Raw genomic sequence first — 17,840 nt, 5'->3', positions numbered from 1 at the left:
GATGAATACAAGTGAACTCGAAAAACAAGTTTACGATTTGCTGGGTAGCGTTATTGATCCAGAATTAGGTCGCTCTGTTACCGAATTAAATATGGTAACCGGAGTGCATGTGATAAAGAAAGCTGAAACCATTGATACAACAAAGTTTGCTTATGATGTAGAGATAAATCTTGAACTTACTGTGCCAAATTGCCCTCTTGCGGAAGTAATTACAGGACGAGTTCAAGAAGCTATATCTAAATATCCTCAAGCAATACTCATACCGCACGTTAACGCTACTGCAATGAGTAAAACTAAATTAGAAAAGTTGGTTGCAGATTTAAAAGCTGAACGCAAAGAAAATCCATTTAATAAAGCTGGCACTCGCACGAGAATTTTTGCTATAGCTTCTGGGAAAGGCGGAGTTGGAAAATCTTCTATAACTGCTAATTTAGCTGCAACTTTTGCAGCATTAGGTTACGATACTGCAGCTATTGACGCCGATATTTACGGCTTTTCTTTACCGCGAATGTTTGGAGTTAATTCTCAACCAACAAATTTAAACGGAATGCTTATGCCTGTAGTTGCTTGGGGAGTAAAGCTTATTTCTATTGGAATGTTTGCTGGAACTGATCGTGCTATTTTGTGGAGAGGACCACGATTACAACGTTCTTTAGAGCAGTTTCTTTCAGATGTTTGGTGGGGCAACCCTGATGTTTTACTTCTTGATTTAGCTCCAGGCACAGGAGATATGGCATTAGCTGTAGCGCAATCCTTACCAAACGTAGAGCTTGTTGTAGTAACAACTCCACAGCCTAGCGCATCAGATGTAGCAGTTAGGTCAGGTCTTATGGCTTTGCAAATTCCTGTAAAAGTTCGCGGAGTTGTTGAGAACATGAGCTGGTTTGAAAATAACGGCGAGCGCTTAGAATTATTTGGTTCAGGAGGAGGAAGGAGAGTAAGCGAACAACTTTGTAACGCTCTTGACACTAATGTGCCTCTTTTAGCTCAACTTCCTTTAGATCCTGTGCTTAGAGAAACTGGTGAAGCAGGGAGACCTGCTGTTCTAACCGAAGATGGAAAATTGGCAGATTCTAATTTAGCTAATACTTTTATTCATTTAGCTAAATCTTTAATAAAAAACTCTTAAAGCAAATAAAGCTTAAAATACAGCCGAAAAAATAAGTATGGGGTTGCTTAAAATCAAGCGACCCCATACTTTTAGTTGGTTATAAAACTAATTATTTAACAGCGTTCAACCACTGCTCTTTAGTAGCCTTTTCAGCTTCCAACTTAGCTTTACGCTTATTATCGGTTTCCTTAGCAATAGCAGCGTTAAGCTCTTCTAGTTGTGCTTCCAACTGTAAAGCAAAACTGGACTTACGAGCGTTAGCTTCAGGATCAGCCTCACGCCAAGCAGCTTCTTCAACAGCCTTAATCTTTTTATCAACGTCGTTTAAGCGAGACTCAATACGACGCATATCTTCACGAGGAACGAAACCAATAGCATCCCATTCTTCCTGAATCTGAGACAAAGCCTTACGAGCTTTCTTAGCAGCTTCTTCATTTTCTACTGGCAACAAAGCCTCTGCTTTTACGAGCAAAGCTTCCTTCTTAGCAAGATTTTCGTGTTCTCCAGCATTAACCTTTTCACGGTCATTTTGACGAGCATGATAGAAAGCATCAGCAGCTTCGCGGAACTTAGCCCACAAAGCATCATCGTGCTGGCGGCCAGCATTGCCAGCTTTCTTCCAACGATCCATCAAAGCATTGAACTTCATAGAAGTTTCACGCCAATCTTTTGAATCTTTTAAGCTTTCAGCTTCTGCAATAATAGCTTCCTTAAGCTGCTTAGCAGTATTACGCACGTGCTCACGTTCTTTAACCCAAGAATTGCGAGCCTGAGAGAATGCAGAACGAGCCTTTGAAAAACGCTGCCACAAAGCATCGGCATCAGACTTATTCAAGTGAATAGTAGTACGCTGATGCTCCTGCCATTCGTCAAATAAAGCACGTAGCTTATCGTTTAATTCACGCCAATTAGTAGATTCATTCATTTGCGCTACTAACAATTCTGCACGTTCTACAATATTTGTACGCTCTTTCAAAGCTTTTTCCAGAGCTTCTTTTCGAGCTTTAGCGATTGCTTCCTTCTTTTCATTACCTTTTGCAGTCAATTCGGCGTGTCGCGCACGTAAAGCAGCAATATCGCCTACGGCAGCAGGATTTTCCAATTCAGCTTTCAAAGTATTAAGCGTTTCGTCAATTTCTTTTGCTTTTACATTGGAAGCTTCTAAGCGCTTAGCAAAAAGATCAAGCTTAATCTTCAAATCAAGATAACGGTGAATATAGAAAGTCAACGCTTCTTCAGGAGTGCCAGTGGAGTATTGACCAACCTCACGCTCAGCACCGTTTTCAGTAACGTAAACAGTGCCATTTTCATCAACACGGCCAAAAGTTTTTGCGGCTTTAATATCCTCTTCACTATAAGAAATGGTTGGTGCTTGAGCAACAACACGAGTCTTATGCGCGAAGCTTGCTGGAGATGGAGCAACTGGCTTTGGCGCGGTAGTAGTTTTAGTAGTTTCTTCAGGTTTAGTCTGTTCGGTCACGGGACGACTCCTTACAGCAGATGCACGGTAACATTGTTACGAATAAGTATGACGGTAAGCCATGATTTTTCCGCAACACCACCTATTATAGTGGACATGGTACAAGGCTCATCAATATCGGGTTTCCCTGAATGGCTTCCTAGTGAACGCGCTGTTGAACAGCAAGTAATTGACACACTAAGAGAAGTGTTTGAACTCAACGGTTTTATTGGAATTGAAACGCGTGCAGTAGAACAGGGTTCAAGCTTATTAAAAAAAGGCGAAACCAGTAAAGAAATTTATTTATTATCGCGTTTACAAGAAGTTGGTCACGAATCCGACACTCCTGTAGAAGAACGCATTGGTTTACATTTCGATTTAACAGTTCCACTCAGCCGTTACGTCGTTGAGCATACTGGTGATTTGACGTTCCCATTTAAGCGCTGGCAAATGCAAAAAGTTTGGCGAGGGGAGCGTCCACAAGAAGGTCGTTTCCGTGAGTTTGTTCAAGCAGATATCGATGTCGTAGGAAATGGCGAATTACCTTCACACTACGAAGTTGAACTTCCACTTGTCATGGTTGAAGCTCTTGAGCGTTTACGTAAGTTCGGTCTTCCTAAGGCAACTGTTCATGCTAACAATCGAAAGCTTTCTGAAGGTTTTTATCGCGGTATTGGATTAAGCGATATCGAGGGAGTTCTTCGAGAAATCGATAAGCTAGACAAAATTGGCGCTGAAGAAGTATCCAAGCTTTTGGTAAAAGAATGCGGCGCTACGGCTTCTCAAGCTGATGCATGCTTAGAATTAGCTGAACTTACTGCCGAAACAGGAGATGAGTTGAAGTCTCGTTTCGACGAATTATGCGATAAGCATAATATTTCTCGAAGTGATGATAACGAGTCTTACGTTTTAGCTTCTCAAGGTGTTGAAACTCTTGCGATGATTGTAGACGAAGCAGCACGTATTCGCCCAGGCGCTGTTGTTGCTGATTTGAAGATTGCTCGTGGACTTGACTACTATACTGGTTCTGTTTACGAAACTTTCCTTGATAATGCAGCATCTCTTGGTTCAATTTGCTCTGGTGGACGTTACGATAATTTAGTTTCACAGGGCAAGAAGAAGTATCCAGGCGTAGGACTTTCAATTGGCATGTCTCGACTGCTTTCTTATATGCTTCACACTGCAGGAGCTACTGTTTCTCGAGTTTCTCCTGCTGCAGTACTTGTTGCAGTGTGGAATGAAGAAGATCGTCCTGCATGCAATGCTATTGCTAAAACTTTACGAGATCGAGGCATTGCAGCAGATGTTGCTCCTAGCGCAGCAAAGCTTGGTAAGCAAATAAAATATGCTGACAAGCTCGGCATTCCTTATGTGTGGTTCCCTGCTGATAGCACTGAATCAAAGTCATCTCACGATGAAGTAAAAAATATTATTACTGGCGAACAGGAAACCGCGGATGCCACGTCTTGGCAACCGGATACTGTTTATGCCCGGCAGACAGTTTCTTGCGCTAAATAATGTTCTTGCAAATTTGCTTGAATATTGTGCGCAAAATCATGTCAATAGAAACAAATGAATATATCAATTAGATTGTAGAGGAAGTGGACTTATGAGCCAGACGGCGTATCGCACACATCATGCCGTTGAAGTGACTGAAGAATTAGTCGGGCAAAAAGTAACCATCGCTGGTTGGGTTGATCGTCGCCGCGATCATGGTGGAGTTGCCTTTGTTGATGTCCGTGATAACACAGGCTTAGTGCAAGTTGTTATTTACGATGAAGAAACTGCACGACCATTGCGTAGTGAATTCGTTGTGCAAGTGACCGGCGAAGTTCGCTTGCGTCCAGATGGCAACGAAAACGATCATTTAGCAACCGGTAAAATTGAGATTGTTGCTCAAACTGTTACTATTCTCGCAAAGTCAGACGCTTTGCCATTCCAGGTTTCAACAGCTTTGGAAAACGAGTCCGAGAACAAGCTTCCAAGCGAAGATGTTCGTTTGAAGTATCGCTACCTTGATTTGCGTCGCCCATCTATGCAACGCAATTTGAAGCTTCGCTCTGATATGGCTAAGGCTGCTCGTCACGCTTTGGAAGATATGAACTTTACTGAAGTTGAAACACCAACTTTCATTAAGTCAACTCCTGAAGGTGCTCGCGACTTCGTTGTTCCAGCACGATTGGTTCCAGGCTCTTGGTACGCACTTCCACAGTCTCCTCAGCTTCTAAAGCAGTTGCTCATGGTTTCTGGCGTTGAACGCTACTACCAGCTTGCTCGCTGCTATCGCGACGAAGACTTCCGTGCAGATCGTCAGCCTGAGTTCACTCAGCTTGATATGGAAATGAGCTTTGCAAGCCAGGAAGATGTTATGGCCATGGCAGAGCGCGTTATTGCTGCTATTTGGAAGGAAGCCGGTCACGAGATTACTCTTCCTTTGCCTCGTATTACTTGGCAGGAAGCTATGGATAGGTACGGTTCCGACAAGCCAGATTTGCGTTTTGGAAACCCACTTATTGAGTTGACTGACTACTTTAAGAACACTCCATTCCGCGTGTTCCAAGCTTCATACGTTGGCGCTGTGCTCTTTAAGGGCGGTGCTGCAACTCCTCGCCGTCAGTTTGACGCTTGGCAGGATTGGGCTAAGCAGCGTGGAGCTAAGGGATTGGCTTACGTTGTGTTTGGTGAAGATGGCGAGTTAAAGGGTCCTGTTGCTAAGAATCTTAGTGAAGAAGAGCGCGCAGGTCTTAAGGAAGCTGTTGGAGCAGAAGATGGCGATGCAGTGTTCTTCGCAGCAGGCTCCCGCGAGTCTTCGCAGCTTTTGCTCGGCGCAGTGCGCGTTGAACTTGCTAGCCGCGCAGGATTGCTTCACCCAGATGAGTTTGCTTTCACTTGGGTTGTTGACTTCCCACTGTTCAAGCGCACTGATGATCCAGATGATGACGACGTTGCTGTTGGCCACTCAAAGTGGACTTCTATGCACCATCCGTTTACAATGCCATCTGCTGATTGGATCGATAAGTTTGATAAAGATCCAGAGCACGCTATGAGCGATTCTTACGATATCGTGTGCAACGGTAACGAAATGGGCGGCGGATCCGTTCGTATTCACCGCGACGATATTCAAGATCGTGTGCTTAACGTTCTTGGAATCGATAAGGCTGAAGCTGACGAAAAGTTCGGCTTCTTGCTTGAAGCTTTCAAGTATGGTGCTCCACCTCACGCTGGTATTGCTTTGGGTTGGGATCGTACTGCTGCAATTTTGGCAGGCGCAAGCTCAATCCGCGACGTAATTGCATTCCCTAAGGCTGGCGGCGGTCGAGATCCTCTAACCGGCGCTCCTGCTCCAATTTCTGACGAGCAGCGTGCTGAAACTGGTGTTGATTACGATCCAGAAGAAGACGAGTAAATAAAAATACTTGTAAAAAATGTTATTGATAAGCCGTTGATTGTTGATTTTATGATCACAATCAACGGCTTTTTTGTAACGTAAGAGTTACAAAACGTAACGATAGTGATAAATAGCCGTAACACAGATTAGCTAAACTTCTTGTTATGGATAAGCAAGTATCAAAGTCAAATCCAAACGCCGAGGATATGACTAATCGCACTATTTCAGTGCAAAAAGCGGCAAATCCCCTCGTAGAACTAAGTCATGTCGAAAAGCATTATGGAAAACTTCATGTGCTTAAAGACATCAATCTGACCGTTAACAAAGGCGAAGTACTAGTTATTATCGGTCCATCTGGTTCTGGTAAATCGACAATGTGTCGCACAATTAACCGTCTCGAAACTATTGATTCAGGTGACATACGTATTGACGGTGAGCCACTTCCTCAAGAAGGAAAAGAACTTGCAGCTTTGCGAGCAGAAGTTGGTATGGTATTCCAGTCCTTTAATCTTTTCGCTAACAAGACTATTTTGGAAAATGTTATTCTTGCTCCAATGAAAGTGCGCCATATGGATCAGCAAAGTGCTGAATCTCTTGCTATGGAATTGCTTACTCGAGTCGGAGTTGATAATCAAGCAAATAAAATGCCTTCACAACTTTCCGGCGGTCAGCAGCAGCGTGTTGCAATTGCTCGAGCTCTTGCTATGCAGCCAAAAGTTATGCTTTTTGATGAACCTACATCTGCACTAGATCCGGAAATGGTTAATGAAGTTCTTGATGTCATGGTTGAACTTGCAAAAGAAGGCATGACTATGATTTGTGTTACCCACGAAATGGGATTTGCACGCAAGGCAGCTGACAGAATTGTATTTATGGCAGATGGTCAAATTCTTGAACAAGGCACTCCTGAAGAATTCTTTGAACATCCAAAAACTGATCGTGCAAAAGATTTCCTTTCCAAGATTCTTACGCATTAATCTGCTTTTTGTTTTATCTTTCAGTAAAATTCTGAAACTTTAAAACAGTTCTTATGAAGGGAAAAGATATGAAAATATTACAAAATCGCATTTTTCGTGCGATACTAGCGATGCTTTGTACCATATGTTGCGTTATGCCACTTACAGCGTGCGATCGTAGTGATGGTAAAAAAGTCATACGCATCGGTATTAAATTCGATCAGCCTGGTTTGGGTTTCAAAAAATCAGGAACTTACGTTGGATTCGACGTTGATGTTGCAAAGTATGTTGCTAAAAAGCTTGGCTATTCCGAAGATCAGATTGTGTGGAAAGAATCACCATCTAAACAACGCGAAACGATGCTCCAAAATGGCGATGTTGATATGATTGTAGCCTCATACTCTATTACGGATGCTCGTAAAAAAATGGTGACATTTGCAGGACCATATTTTATTGCTGGCCAGGATTTACTAGTTCGAAAAGATGAGCATAAAGTAAGCGGTCCAAATGATTTGGACGGAAAGCGTTTATGCTCAGTTTCAGGCTCAACATCTGCAATTGCTATTAAGGAGCGTTACTCTTCAAAGGTACAGCTTATGCAACAGCCTGGTTATGCAGAATGTGCAACTGCATTATTCTCAGGAATTGTAGATGCTGTAACTACCGACGACATTATTCTTGCTGGTTTAGCAACCGCTTCTCGAGGTCGTTTAAAGCTTGTAAACAAGCCATTTACCGCAGAATATTACGGAATTGGCATTAAAAAAGGAAATACAGGCTTAGCTAAGAAAATTAACACAGCCTTAAAAGACATGATTCGTAACGGATCATGGAAAAGAGCTCTAGACGACAATTTACGAGGCACTGGCTTTAAGCCAAACGCAAAGTATAATCCGCCAATTCCTCAAGAAGGAGAGAAGTAATATGCAAGATTTTATGCAGCTATTTACCTCCTACAATATTCCAGGAGCATTCTTGGTTAATATTGAAATAACTTTATGGAGTGTACTTTTTTCATCAATTATTGGCGTAATTCTTGTTACTATGCGCATTTGCCCTGTTTCATCATTACGCATGATTGCTACAGTTTATGTTGAATTGTTTAAAAACATGCCACTTACCATCATTATGGTTTTTATGGTTTTAGGCGTTTACGCTCAGCTTAAGATAGGATTCTCCTCAATTTTTGAAGTGAATTTCTTCTGGCTGGCAATTGCTGGATTGTCGCTTTATACTGCAGCATTTGTTTGCGAATCTTTGAGATCTGGTCTTAATACAGTGCCTGTTGGCCAAGCAGAAGCTTGCCGCGCTCTTGGATTAAATTTCTTCCAATCTGCAACACAAGTAATTCTTCCACAAACTTTCTGCGGTTCAGTAGCACCATTAGGTAATACTTTTATTGCTTTGCTTAAGAATTCTACAGTTGCTGCTGCAGCATCAGTTGCCACAGAGACTTCAACAATGATGAGCGAAATGATTGAGAAACATGCAGATTTGATTGTTCCAATCTTCTTAATTTTCGCTTGCGGATACATTATGCTCATCATTCCTATCGGCATTTTGACTACTTATTTGTCAAATAAACTTGCTGTGAGAAGGTGATAACAATGGCTAAACAACGTGAACAATCATTATTATTTGATGCTCCAGGTCCAAAAGCTCTTAAGAAAATTCGCATAGCTAATATTATTGCCGGTTGCATTTTTGTTATTTGCATTATTGCTATTCTCGTTCGTTTGAGCAATCCTCCAGAGGGAGAAAACCAACTTTCTTGGACACTTTGGAATCCTGCACTCGAATCTGAAGCCTGGGTTGATTTTTATCTTCCTGGATTATGGATGACACTAAAGGCATCGTTACTTGCAGTAGTTGGTTCTATTGTATTTGGCTTATTCTTCGGACTTTGCCGTTTACTACCTAATTTTATTATTCGTAGTATTTCCGCAATAGTAGTAGAATTTTGCCGTGCAGTACCAGTATTGATGCTTATGATTTTCTTGTGGAGAGCATTCGCACTTTCTGGTATGAAAGAATCATCATACTGGGCTGTTGTTTTGGCACTGATTATGTATAACGGTTCTGTTGTTGCAGAACTTGTTAGATCTGGTGTTGGCAACTTGCCAAACGGTCAAAGAGAAGCTTCGCTTGCATTAGGATTGAGCGAATACCAATCATTGACACAAATTGAAATGCCTCAAGCAATTATTGCTATGATGCCTGCAGCAGTAACTCAGCTTGTAGTTGTTTTGAAGGATACTGCACTTGGTTCAATTATTATGTACACTGATTTGCTTCAGGAATCGCGTCGACTCGGATCAATGTACTTTAATATTTTGCAAACATTAAGCGTTGCAGCAGTAATATATTTCCTTATTTGCTTGGCATTGTCTTGGTTTGCACAATGGTTGCCATCGCACTTGAAGAATCGAACTGCCGCTCCAACAGAACCAGAGCCTGTTGCTCCAATTGCTATTATGGATCCTTCTAATGTGAACCAAATAGCAGTTGCTAGCGAAGTTAAAGAGCTTCCTTATGGTGGTACTCCACGTAAGTATCACGTACATCATCGCGGTACAAACGCTTCTATTCACCATTGGCGTCACACTCGTTACTTGCAAGGCTATGACGAGCATCATCTAAAAACTGGAGATGAACCGGAAGAAAATGATGACAACAATGCAGAAAATAACTAAATTTCATATTTAGTGGTGTTTAGTAGCAAATTTCTCATAAGCGCAGTCAGTATTTATTATTGGCTGCGCTTATTATTTTCTATCTTGCAATTTCTAACTTTGGTAGAATCATAATAGTATTTCAAAATAACCGTTAAAAGCAATATTTGCACAGCGACGCACAAATCGCTAAACTATTAAGGTCACATGCATACGAGGAGGCTTTTACATGGATGACGCGTTTGAGTTGTCCGCTGCAAAGATGCGCGAACAAGGCATGAGCGAAATTGCTATTGAACAATTTAAACACTTATATAATGCTTGGAATTTAGATAAATCAGGGGATAAGCCTGCGGAGTTTATTCGCGAGAGCACGGTTGAGCCTATTAAAAGCGTTCCAACTTTCCACGAAATTTACGAAACTATTGATCACGACAAAGCTGTTAACGCATTCGCAAAAACTGCTTTTATTAAATTAAATGGCGGTTTGGGAACATCTATGGGCTTGTCTTGCGCAAAATCTTTACTACCAGTTCGTAGGCATAAAGCTCGCCAAATGCGCTTTATTGATATTATTATTGGACAAGTTCTTACAGCTCGTCAACGATTAGGAGTTAATCTTCCGCTTATTTTCATGAATTCTTTCCGCACGTCTCACGACACTTTGCAAGTACTAAAACGCAATCGCAAGTTTGTGCAAGACAATATTCCTGTAGAAATTATTCAACATCAAGAACCAAAATTAGTAGAGGAAACTGGAGAACCGGTTTCTCACAAGGAAGATCGATCTCTTGAATGGTGCCCTCCAGGTCACGGCGATATTTTTTCAACTCTGTGGGAATCTGATTTATTGCATACTCTTAAAGAAAATGGAATTGAGTATTTGTTTATTTCAAATTCTGACAATTTAGGTGCTAGACCGTCGCGCACTCTTGCTCAACATTTTGAAAATACTGGCGCACCTATCATGATTGAGGTTGCGAAGCGAACGCAAGCAGATCGTAAGGGCGGTCACATTGTTAGGGACGCGCAAACAGGAAGACTAATACTACGAGAAATGACACAGGTTCATCCTGAGGATCGTAGAAGCGCACAAAGCATTAAAAAACATCCATACTTCAACACAAATAATATTTGGGTTCGTGTAGATGCTCTAGAAAAAAAGTTAAAAGAGCACAAAGGAATTTTGCCTTTGCCTGTTATTTTTAATCACAAAACTGTTGACCCAACTGACGAAAGCAGCACACCAGTAGTGCAATTAGAAACAGCAATGGGCGCAATAGCTTCACTTTTTGATGACGCAATTTGCGTAGAAGTTGATCGCATGCGTTTCTTGCCTGTTAAAACAACCAATGACTTATTTATTATGCGATCAGATAGATTCCATCTTACTGATTCATATGAAATGGAAGATGGTAACTATATATTTCCTGATATTGATTTGGATCCACGTTATTACAAAAACATCAATGATTTCAACGAAAGATTCCCATATTCTGTTCCAGCTTTAGCTGCTGCAAAATCAGTAACTATTAGAGGGGATTGGACATTTGGAAATCAAGTTTCAATGTTTGCTGACGCTGTTTTAGAAGATACAGGAGAACCAAGTTATGTGCCGAACGGAGAATTCGTGGGACCGCAAGGAATTGAACCAGACTCTTGGGTTTAAAGCAGATTTCTTGCAAATATGCGATTTTTATTGATAGTAAATAAAATTATCTATAAAAAAGTTATATGGCGTGTCGCGAAAAAATGGCGTATTTTCAACGTTGTTGATGTTCGTGTGAATAAAAAATACATAATTATTAGAAGTTTTTTAAAAAATGTCCACACGTACCGCAAAACACCATTAAAATAGAAAAGGTGTGCGCAGTATTGCAACACAAGTTTTGCTGCATTTCGTAGTCGCTTGTATGCAAGGCGCATAAGTAAATTGATACAAACATGATACGTGAGGACTAATGGTAGAAGGAAGCAACGGAAGGCGACGTTTTTCCGACAAATGGGGCAAACACGAGTTAGATGTACTCGCTGTATTGTCTTCCGCATTCCCGCAATGGCTGACTTCGCGTCAAATTGCACAGCGCGTAAAGGCATATGCAGATTCGTACGGTGAGCTTGCAGATCAAGCAGCTAAAGCAGCATTCGCAAAACAATTCCAGCGAGATCGCGCAAAGCTTGCTGCTATGGGTATTGCAATCGAATCTAGGCAGCCAGAATATTCTTCAAAGTCCGAAGGTCAAGACTTTGCGTCTTATCGTTTGCAATTAGGCGATGAACCTCGCGTACGTTTACGTTTCGACCAATCTGAATTACCAGTTTTAGCTGCAGCAAATTATCTTGCTCGTTCAATGTCTATTTCTTCTCTTGATTCAGGTCAACACGAGCAACAGCGCACTTCTCGCACTGCTCCTAGAGTTCCACAAACTCCTATTCCTGGCTTAGGCTTGGATTCAATCGCACCTGGTCTTGGAACACAAATGCTACCTGATTCATTGGTAAAAGTTATTGATTCTCGCAGATTTGCCGCAACTGTGGATGTCGATGGTGAACATTTAAACGTTGCTTATACTGATGCTGACGACTTAGCGATGTTTGTGCTAGAACATCCTGGATCTAGCGTAGTAAGCCCTCAAGAAGCAGTTGATGCTTTCCATCGCCGTTTGCACGCAGCAGTTAATTTTGCTCAATGTGACGAAAATGAGCAAAAAGATGAAGAAGATGCTATACAAGAAGCGCAAAATATTGAAGAACAAAATAGCGACACTGATAAATCGCATACCAAAAAAGGCTCTTCATTCCAAACTGGAAGTGAAGTAGATCGTAGGCTTCGATTGATGCTTTTCTTGTCTGCTCATCTTGGAGAGGAATTCCCATTAGACGAGCTTGCTGAGCGTTTTATTGGTAGACCAAAAAGCGATGATGAACTCCGTCGATTTGTTACAATTCTTCACAAGGATATAAATACTCTTACTACTGTTTCTGACGATGGGGAAATGGCCGGAAGCCAATTCTTTGATATAGATTGGACTCTTCTTGAGAACGAGGGAATTGTTTCTGCTACTAATTCTCTAGGATTGGAAAGACTTGCTGGAATTTCGCAGCAATATTTGAGCATGCTTACTGCGTCTGCTAATTATTTGGCACATTCCTTGCTTTTGCCTATTGAGCAGCGCACACAAGCTGAATCCTTGTATAAACGTCTTCGCCGTCATGTTCTTCCTGGTCAAACTCCATGGCTGAGTTTAACAGGTTACGAAATTGAGCCTCGAAATTGTTCTATTGTTCGCAGTGCTATTAACTCTGAATCTTTGCTAGATATGGAATACACTGACGGGGCAGGACGTATTCGTCGCAAGATTGTTGCACCGTCGAAGATTTACGTTGATGAAGGCGTTTACTATGTTGCAGTGTGGACTGATGTAGAGCAGCAAACACCAGAAGATAAACGTGAATTTGTTGCTAAAGATACGACAATTAATAAAGCGAATGGATTGCCTCGCATTTGGCAAGTTCTTCGCGTAGCACGTATTGAACGTGCAGAAGTTGTAGAGCCTGTGTCTCAAGTTGAAATTCCAGATGTGCCAGTTAGCGAACTTCGCAAGTGGAGCTTTGATAACGGAACTGAGACTTGCTTCATTACCGACGAAACAGAATTGAACTTTTTGAAGAATCTTTCTGGAGCCACTATGGAAACTTGTGGCAGCGGAGTAAAAGTCCATCTTAATGTTTCTTCTGATTCATGGTTCGTTGCTTTTTGCATTGCTCACGCACGTCATATTACAGCTGTTGCTCCTGAAACATTGCGTAGTATGATTATTGCTCGCGCTCAACGTGAATTAAGCGTTAATCACGCTGATAATGCGAATACAGAGGAATAACAATGCCTTGGTGGATTTGGCTACTCATAACAGTTTTTATGCTGATCATGGTAGCGCTAGGAGTTGTTATTGTCGTTTTAAGCGCAATAAAAATAGCTAGGGTCTGCTTTGGCATTTCCGAAGACGTTTCTTCTAGATTCGAACGTTTGCATGAACCAAATAAAGAAGATAATGAAAATCCTCGAGATCCATTATTTACACTTCCTATTAAAGATGCAACGAATCGATATGAGCGAACGCACGCAAAAGTTATTGAGCGTCATCAAAAAATTCGCGAAAATCACCGTAAAATATGGCAGCATTGGGATAAAAAATCTCTTCGCGAAGAAGACATTCAGCTATAGCATATAAGAAAGCGACTAATACTTTTTATGTCTCATTTATCACATAAAAAAGACTGCAAAAATAAATCAAGCAATCCAACTGACTGCAATGAGAATGATGTAGTATTATCTCCTTCACAACGTTTCGCAGCTTTTAAAAATACAATGAAGCACGAGCGTTCAATGGCATCTAAATTTGAGCGTTCTTTGTCTTTTGAACTTGATGATTTTCAACTTGAAGCTATTGATGCACTAGAAAATGGCAATAATGTTTTAGTTGCTGCTCCTACTGGAGCTGGTAAAACTGTTGTTGCGGATTTTGCTGTATTTCTTGCGCAAAATCGTAATGTAAAAGCTTTTTACACAACGCCTATTAAAGCTTTAAGTAATCAAAAATATCACGATTTCTGCGAACAGTACGGCTCAGACAGAGTAGGGCTATTAACTGGCGATACTTCTGTAAATCCTGAAGCAGACATTGTTGTAATGACTACTGAAGTTTTAAGAAATATGCTTTACGAGCATTCGATTACGTTGCAATCTTTAGGGTTTGTCGTTCTTGACGAAATTCATTATCTTGCAGATAAATTCCGCGGAGCTGTGTGGGAAGAAGTTATTATTCACCTTCCAAAATCGGTGAAAATTATTGGGTTGTCTGCAACTGTTTCAAATGTTGAAGATTTTTCTGCATGGCTAGAATCAGTGCGTGGAGAAACTCATTTGGTTGTCGACGAACACAGACCCGTGCCTTTAGAAAGACATGTTGTTATTCAAGAGGATTCTGCAACTGAGCCTGAGTTACTCGATTTATACGACCATGACAATAATGGAAACGTAACTAAGCGCGTTAACCCTGCATTGACTAGGAAACTTAATGAATTTGAGTACCGCGCTCGTCGCCGTAAAGAATCTTACAGCGATAGCAAATACCGTTACAGAAAAGGTAAGAAGCACAGTGCTAACGGGGGAGTTGCACAGTTAGATAAATGCGCGAAACGACATACTCCTCGTCGCTGGGCTGTTATTGACGAATTAGATTACCTAGGAATGCTGCCAGGAATTTATTTTATATTCTCTCGTTCCGGTTGCGATCAAGCTGTTCAACAATGTTTAAACGCAGGATTAATACTTACATCTGATGAAGAAATGTACGAAATCCGTAAAATTGTTGACAGTATGGTTGCAAATCAACTTTCTAAAGAAGATTTACACGCTTTAAGCTTTGAGCGTTTTCGTTTTGCTCTCGAACAAGGATTTGCAGCACATCATGCAGGTATGATTGCGTTATTCCGTCACATTGTTGAAACTCTATTTGAACGCGGACTTATTAAAGTTGTTTTTGCAACAGAAACACTTGCTTTAGGCTTAAATATGCCAGCTCGAAGCGTTGTTGTAGAAAAGCTAGTAAAATTTGACGGTACTGGGCATGTACCTCTTACACCTGGAGAATTTACGCAACTTACAGGTCGTGCTGGAAGACGTGGAATTGACGATATTGGTTACGCAATTCTTGTAGATCATGCTGATTTTGTTCCTCAACAGGCTGCAGCGCTTTCTAGTAAACGCGTATACCCACTACATTCCAGCTTCGTTCCTACGTTTAATATGGCAGTTAATTTGCTGAACTCAAGCGATGCAGATACTGCTCGAACAACACTAGATCGTTCTTTTGCTCAATGGGAAGCTAATGCTTCTGCTGAACGTTTACATAATCGCATGAACGAACTTGAAACAGCTCTTAAAGGCTATGAAGAAGCATTCCACTGCGAACATGGGGATTTTGCTGAATTCTTACAATTACGTATGAAGCTTAAAGAAGCTCAACACGATCAACGCCGTAAACTGAAACATACTTTATTCCACACAGATGCAGAACGCACAGCAGCGTTTAAAGCGCTGGATGATGTTATTGCAAATCTTAGAGAAGCTGAGCGAACGCATCCGTGTGCAGGTTGTGCAGATATTCAACAACATTTGCGTTGGGGCTACCATTGGATTAGAGAACATAAGGAACTTGATCAAGTACGTGAACGCTACGAATCTCGTACTGGTTCTGTTGCTAGAACTTTTGACCATATTTGTGACGTATTGTACAGTTTGGATTATTTACAATCTGAAGATTCTTCACAAAACCAAATTTTGCACCTTACTGAGCGCGGTCAATTGTTAAGAAGGTTGTATAACGAACTAGACATTGTATTTGCTGAAGCTATTTGCGAAGGAATTTTTAATAATCTTTCACCGCTTGAATTATTATCGTGCTTGTCTGCATTAGTTTATGAATCTAGAGGACCTGCAGGGGGAGAACCTAGACGATATCCAGGCGGCAAGGATGGCGCGATATTTAATACAGTATTGCGAATGAAAGAATTATTTATGCGTACTAGCGCATTATGCGCAGACGCTCATTTGCCAGCGTTAAGACCGCTTGAATTTGGTGCTGTAGATATTATGTATGATTGGGCTAATGGTGCTGATCTAGCTGAAATTTTGCGCAATACCGACAGCACTGGAGGAGATTTCGTGCGTCAAGCTAAACGTCTTATTGATTTACTTACTCAACTTTTCGCAGCAGGAGAATATTTACAATCTATAGATGGCGTAGATAAAAATCTTTCTTCGTGCGCTTATGAAGCTGCAAAACTATTAAACCGTGGAGTTGTTGCATACTCAGATGTATAAGTATGAGCATATACAAATAAAACGCATGTATTTTGTATATATAAATCGTTTTTATATATATAGTCCGTGCAATTCGGTAATTTTATAAAGTACTACACAAGGAGATACTATGGCAGAACGCAGTTTACGCGGTATGAGCATTGGTGCGAAATCATTAGAATCTGACGATAATGTAGATTTCGCGGCACGAAATGATGTTGTGTATGTGTGCCCAAAGGGACATCGCACGATTCTTCCTTTTGCTCAAGGCGCAGAAATTCCTGAAGAGTGGGAATGCCGCTGCGGCACGATTGCACATCGCGAAGGCGACGATGATCGTCCAGATGATGATTTCAACAAGCCTTCTAGAACGCATTGGGATATGCTGCTTGAACGTCGTAGTGAAGAAGAATTAAAAACTTTACTAGACAAACGTCTAAAAATGCATCATGAGGGCTGGATTCCTGACTATGAGTGAATTCTCGGTGACTTCAGGATGCACTAGTCGTCGCATTATTCTGCTTGATCTTGATGGCACATTAACAAAGTCAGATGCTGGTATTATTACTTGCGCAAAGCTTGCATTGAAAGAATTGAAACAGTCTATTCCGGACGATGCTGAAATGCATCGTTTTATAGGTCCTTCAATTTTAGAATCTCTTCAACGCAATAATGTGCCTGAATCGCTGCTAGCAAAGGGACTTGCTACGTATCGCAAGTATTATTCTGAAGTAGCAACTTTTGATGATCCAAATAATCCTGGTAAAAAGATTCCAGGATGCCTACTTAACAAAGTATACGATGGAATACTTGAGCAACTCACAAAACTTCGTGAAGCTGGATATTATTTAGCAACCGCATCTTGCAAGCCAGAATATCAAGTAAAGCCTATTTGCGATTATTTTGGTTTAACGAAGTATCTTGACGGAATTTATGGCGCTAGCAAAGATATGTCGCGCATTAGCAAAACTCAAGTTATTCGTTATGTTTTTGATGAGATTGATTACAATCCAGAAAAAGGCGACAGAGCTTTGATGGTTGGAGACCGCTGGACTGATGCCGACGGAGCAAAAGATTGCGGCTTGGATTGCTTGGGATGCGCTTGGGGCTATGCTGAGCCTGGCGAGCTTGAAGCACACGGATCTTACAGAATTATTGATAGCGTAAGCGAATTAAGCACTGCAATTTGCGAATATTTCGCTTAATCTAATCAGAATTTTTGTCGTAACGGCTTTTTCTTTACACCCTCGTAAAGTTTCGGTCGTTTTTTGGCGGGAAACCGACAGTTTCTTTACATACATGCACAGTTTCTGTCGGTTGAGCTTATTATTTGGCTAGATTTACTTGATATTTATCCGATAATGTACGTTATGTCAAATTAGAGATAAA

At 41.1% G+C, this 17,840-nt stretch carries 14 protein-coding genes; 13 read left to right on the top strand and 1 reads right to left on the bottom strand.

Features of this window, described 5'->3' with window-relative positions:
- The first annotated feature begins 1 nt into the window (after position 1).
- Entirely contained in the window at positions 2–1,129 is a 1,128-nt protein-coding gene (locus HXT26_RS02655; RefSeq protein ID WP_422112078.1) for an Mrp/NBP35 family ATP-binding protein, read from the top strand.
- 91 nt (positions 1,130–1,220) lie between these two features.
- Here the strand turns inward: HXT26_RS02655 and HXT26_RS02650 are convergent, their stop codons facing one another.
- Positions 1,221–2,591: a DUF349 domain-containing protein gene (locus tag HXT26_RS02650; protein WP_004574246.1), complete on the bottom strand. Its 1,371-nt coding sequence runs from the start codon at positions 2,589–2,591 to the stop codon at positions 1,221–1,223.
- 96 nt (positions 2,592–2,687) lie between these two features.
- On the opposite strand from HXT26_RS02650, the gene hisS reads away from it, so the two are divergent.
- From hisS to HXT26_RS02590, 12 genes are all read left to right on the top strand, one after another.
- A complete protein-coding gene (hisS, locus tag HXT26_RS02645) occupies positions 2,688–4,088 on the top strand; it encodes a histidine--tRNA ligase (protein WP_422112092.1) in 1,401 nt (466 codons plus the stop codon).
- A gap of 91 nt (positions 4,089–4,179) precedes the next feature.
- Positions 4,180–5,976 carry an aspartate--tRNA ligase gene (aspS, locus tag HXT26_RS02640; protein WP_422112077.1) on the top strand — a complete coding sequence of 599 codons (1,797 nt, stop codon included), beginning with the start codon at positions 4,180–4,182 and terminating at the stop codon, positions 5,974–5,976.
- A 146-nt stretch (positions 5,977–6,122) separates the two neighbouring features.
- Entirely contained in the window at positions 6,123–6,935 is an 813-nt protein-coding gene (locus tag HXT26_RS02635; protein ID WP_004106646.1) for an amino acid ABC transporter ATP-binding protein, read from the top strand.
- Between the two features lie 68 nt (positions 6,936–7,003).
- Positions 7,004–7,837, top strand: coding sequence for a glutamate ABC transporter substrate-binding protein (locus HXT26_RS02630; protein WP_004574249.1), 834 nt, complete (start codon positions 7,004–7,006; stop codon positions 7,835–7,837).
- A gap of 1 nt (position 7,838) precedes the next feature.
- The gene (locus HXT26_RS02625; protein WP_004574250.1) at positions 7,839–8,516 is read left to right on the top strand and encodes an ABC transporter permease subunit; all 678 of its coding nucleotides are present in this window, start codon (positions 7,839–7,841) and stop codon (positions 8,514–8,516) included.
- Between the two features lie 5 nt (positions 8,517–8,521).
- Entirely contained in the window at positions 8,522–9,607 is a 1,086-nt protein-coding gene (locus tag HXT26_RS02620) for an amino acid ABC transporter permease (RefSeq protein WP_004106637.1), read from the top strand.
- A 208-nt stretch (positions 9,608–9,815) separates the two neighbouring features.
- Positions 9,816–11,255, top strand: coding sequence for a UTP--glucose-1-phosphate uridylyltransferase (locus HXT26_RS02615; protein ID WP_004106635.1), 1,440 nt, complete (start codon positions 9,816–9,818; stop codon positions 11,253–11,255).
- Between the two features lie 292 nt (positions 11,256–11,547).
- The gene (locus HXT26_RS02610) at positions 11,548–13,467 is read left to right on the top strand and encodes a helix-turn-helix transcriptional regulator (RefSeq protein WP_422112076.1); all 1,920 of its coding nucleotides are present in this window, start codon (positions 11,548–11,550) and stop codon (positions 13,465–13,467) included.
- A 2-nt stretch (positions 13,468–13,469) separates the two neighbouring features.
- Complete coding sequence (locus HXT26_RS02605) at positions 13,470–13,811, top strand: hypothetical protein (RefSeq protein WP_410295844.1); 342 nt, start codon at positions 13,470–13,472, stop codon at positions 13,809–13,811.
- 27 nt (positions 13,812–13,838) lie between these two features.
- On the top strand, positions 13,839–16,472 hold the full coding sequence (locus HXT26_RS02600) for a DEAD/DEAH box helicase (RefSeq protein ID WP_004106627.1): 2,634 nt from the start codon (positions 13,839–13,841) through the stop codon (positions 16,470–16,472).
- 109 nt (positions 16,473–16,581) lie between these two features.
- Positions 16,582–16,929: an RNA polymerase-binding protein RbpA gene (locus HXT26_RS02595; protein WP_004106625.1), complete on the top strand. Its 348-nt coding sequence runs from the start codon at positions 16,582–16,584 to the stop codon at positions 16,927–16,929.
- Positions 16,922–17,656: an HAD hydrolase-like protein gene (locus HXT26_RS02590; protein WP_422112075.1), complete on the top strand. Its 735-nt coding sequence runs from the start codon at positions 16,922–16,924 to the stop codon at positions 17,654–17,656. The genes HXT26_RS02595 and HXT26_RS02590 overlap by 8 nt, the downstream gene beginning before the upstream one ends.
- Positions 17,657–17,840 lie beyond the last annotated feature (184 nt).

Origin of the sequence: Gardnerella sp. DNF00497B, assembly GCF_049262725.1 — a bacterium.
Taxonomy (GTDB): domain Bacteria; phylum Actinomycetota; class Actinomycetes; order Actinomycetales; family Bifidobacteriaceae; genus Bifidobacterium; species Bifidobacterium leopoldii.
The sequence above is the reverse complement of the archived record's forward strand: the minus strand, read 5'-3'. Positions and strand labels throughout refer to the sequence as shown.

What these genes read in the sequence shown, in the direction of transcription:
- HXT26_RS02655 (WP_422112078.1), top strand. Translation starts at nt 2, where the DNA reads ATGAATACAAGTGAACTCGAAAAACAAGTTTACGATTTGCTGGGTAGC.
- hisS (WP_422112092.1), top strand. Translation starts at nt 2,688, where the DNA reads ATGGTACAAGGCTCATCAATATCGGGTTTCCCTGAATGGCTTCCTAGT.
- aspS (WP_422112077.1), top strand. Translation starts at nt 4,180, where the DNA reads ATGAGCCAGACGGCGTATCGCACACATCATGCCGTTGAAGTGACTGAA.
- HXT26_RS02635 (WP_004106646.1), top strand. Translation starts at nt 6,123, where the DNA reads ATGGATAAGCAAGTATCAAAGTCAAATCCAAACGCCGAGGATATGACT.
- HXT26_RS02630 (WP_004574249.1), top strand. Translation starts at nt 7,004, where the DNA reads ATGAAAATATTACAAAATCGCATTTTTCGTGCGATACTAGCGATGCTT.
- HXT26_RS02625 (WP_004574250.1), top strand. Translation starts at nt 7,839, where the DNA reads ATGCAAGATTTTATGCAGCTATTTACCTCCTACAATATTCCAGGAGCA.
- HXT26_RS02620 (WP_004106637.1), top strand. Translation starts at nt 8,522, where the DNA reads ATGGCTAAACAACGTGAACAATCATTATTATTTGATGCTCCAGGTCCA.
- HXT26_RS02615 (WP_004106635.1), top strand. Translation starts at nt 9,816, where the DNA reads ATGGATGACGCGTTTGAGTTGTCCGCTGCAAAGATGCGCGAACAAGGC.
- HXT26_RS02610 (WP_422112076.1), top strand. Translation starts at nt 11,548, where the DNA reads ATGGTAGAAGGAAGCAACGGAAGGCGACGTTTTTCCGACAAATGGGGC.
- HXT26_RS02605 (WP_410295844.1), top strand. Translation starts at nt 13,470, where the DNA reads ATGCCTTGGTGGATTTGGCTACTCATAACAGTTTTTATGCTGATCATG.
- HXT26_RS02600 (WP_004106627.1), top strand. Translation starts at nt 13,839, where the DNA reads ATGTCTCATTTATCACATAAAAAAGACTGCAAAAATAAATCAAGCAAT.
- HXT26_RS02595 (WP_004106625.1), top strand. Translation starts at nt 16,582, where the DNA reads ATGGCAGAACGCAGTTTACGCGGTATGAGCATTGGTGCGAAATCATTA.
- HXT26_RS02590 (WP_422112075.1), top strand. Translation starts at nt 16,922, where the DNA reads ATGAGTGAATTCTCGGTGACTTCAGGATGCACTAGTCGTCGCATTATT.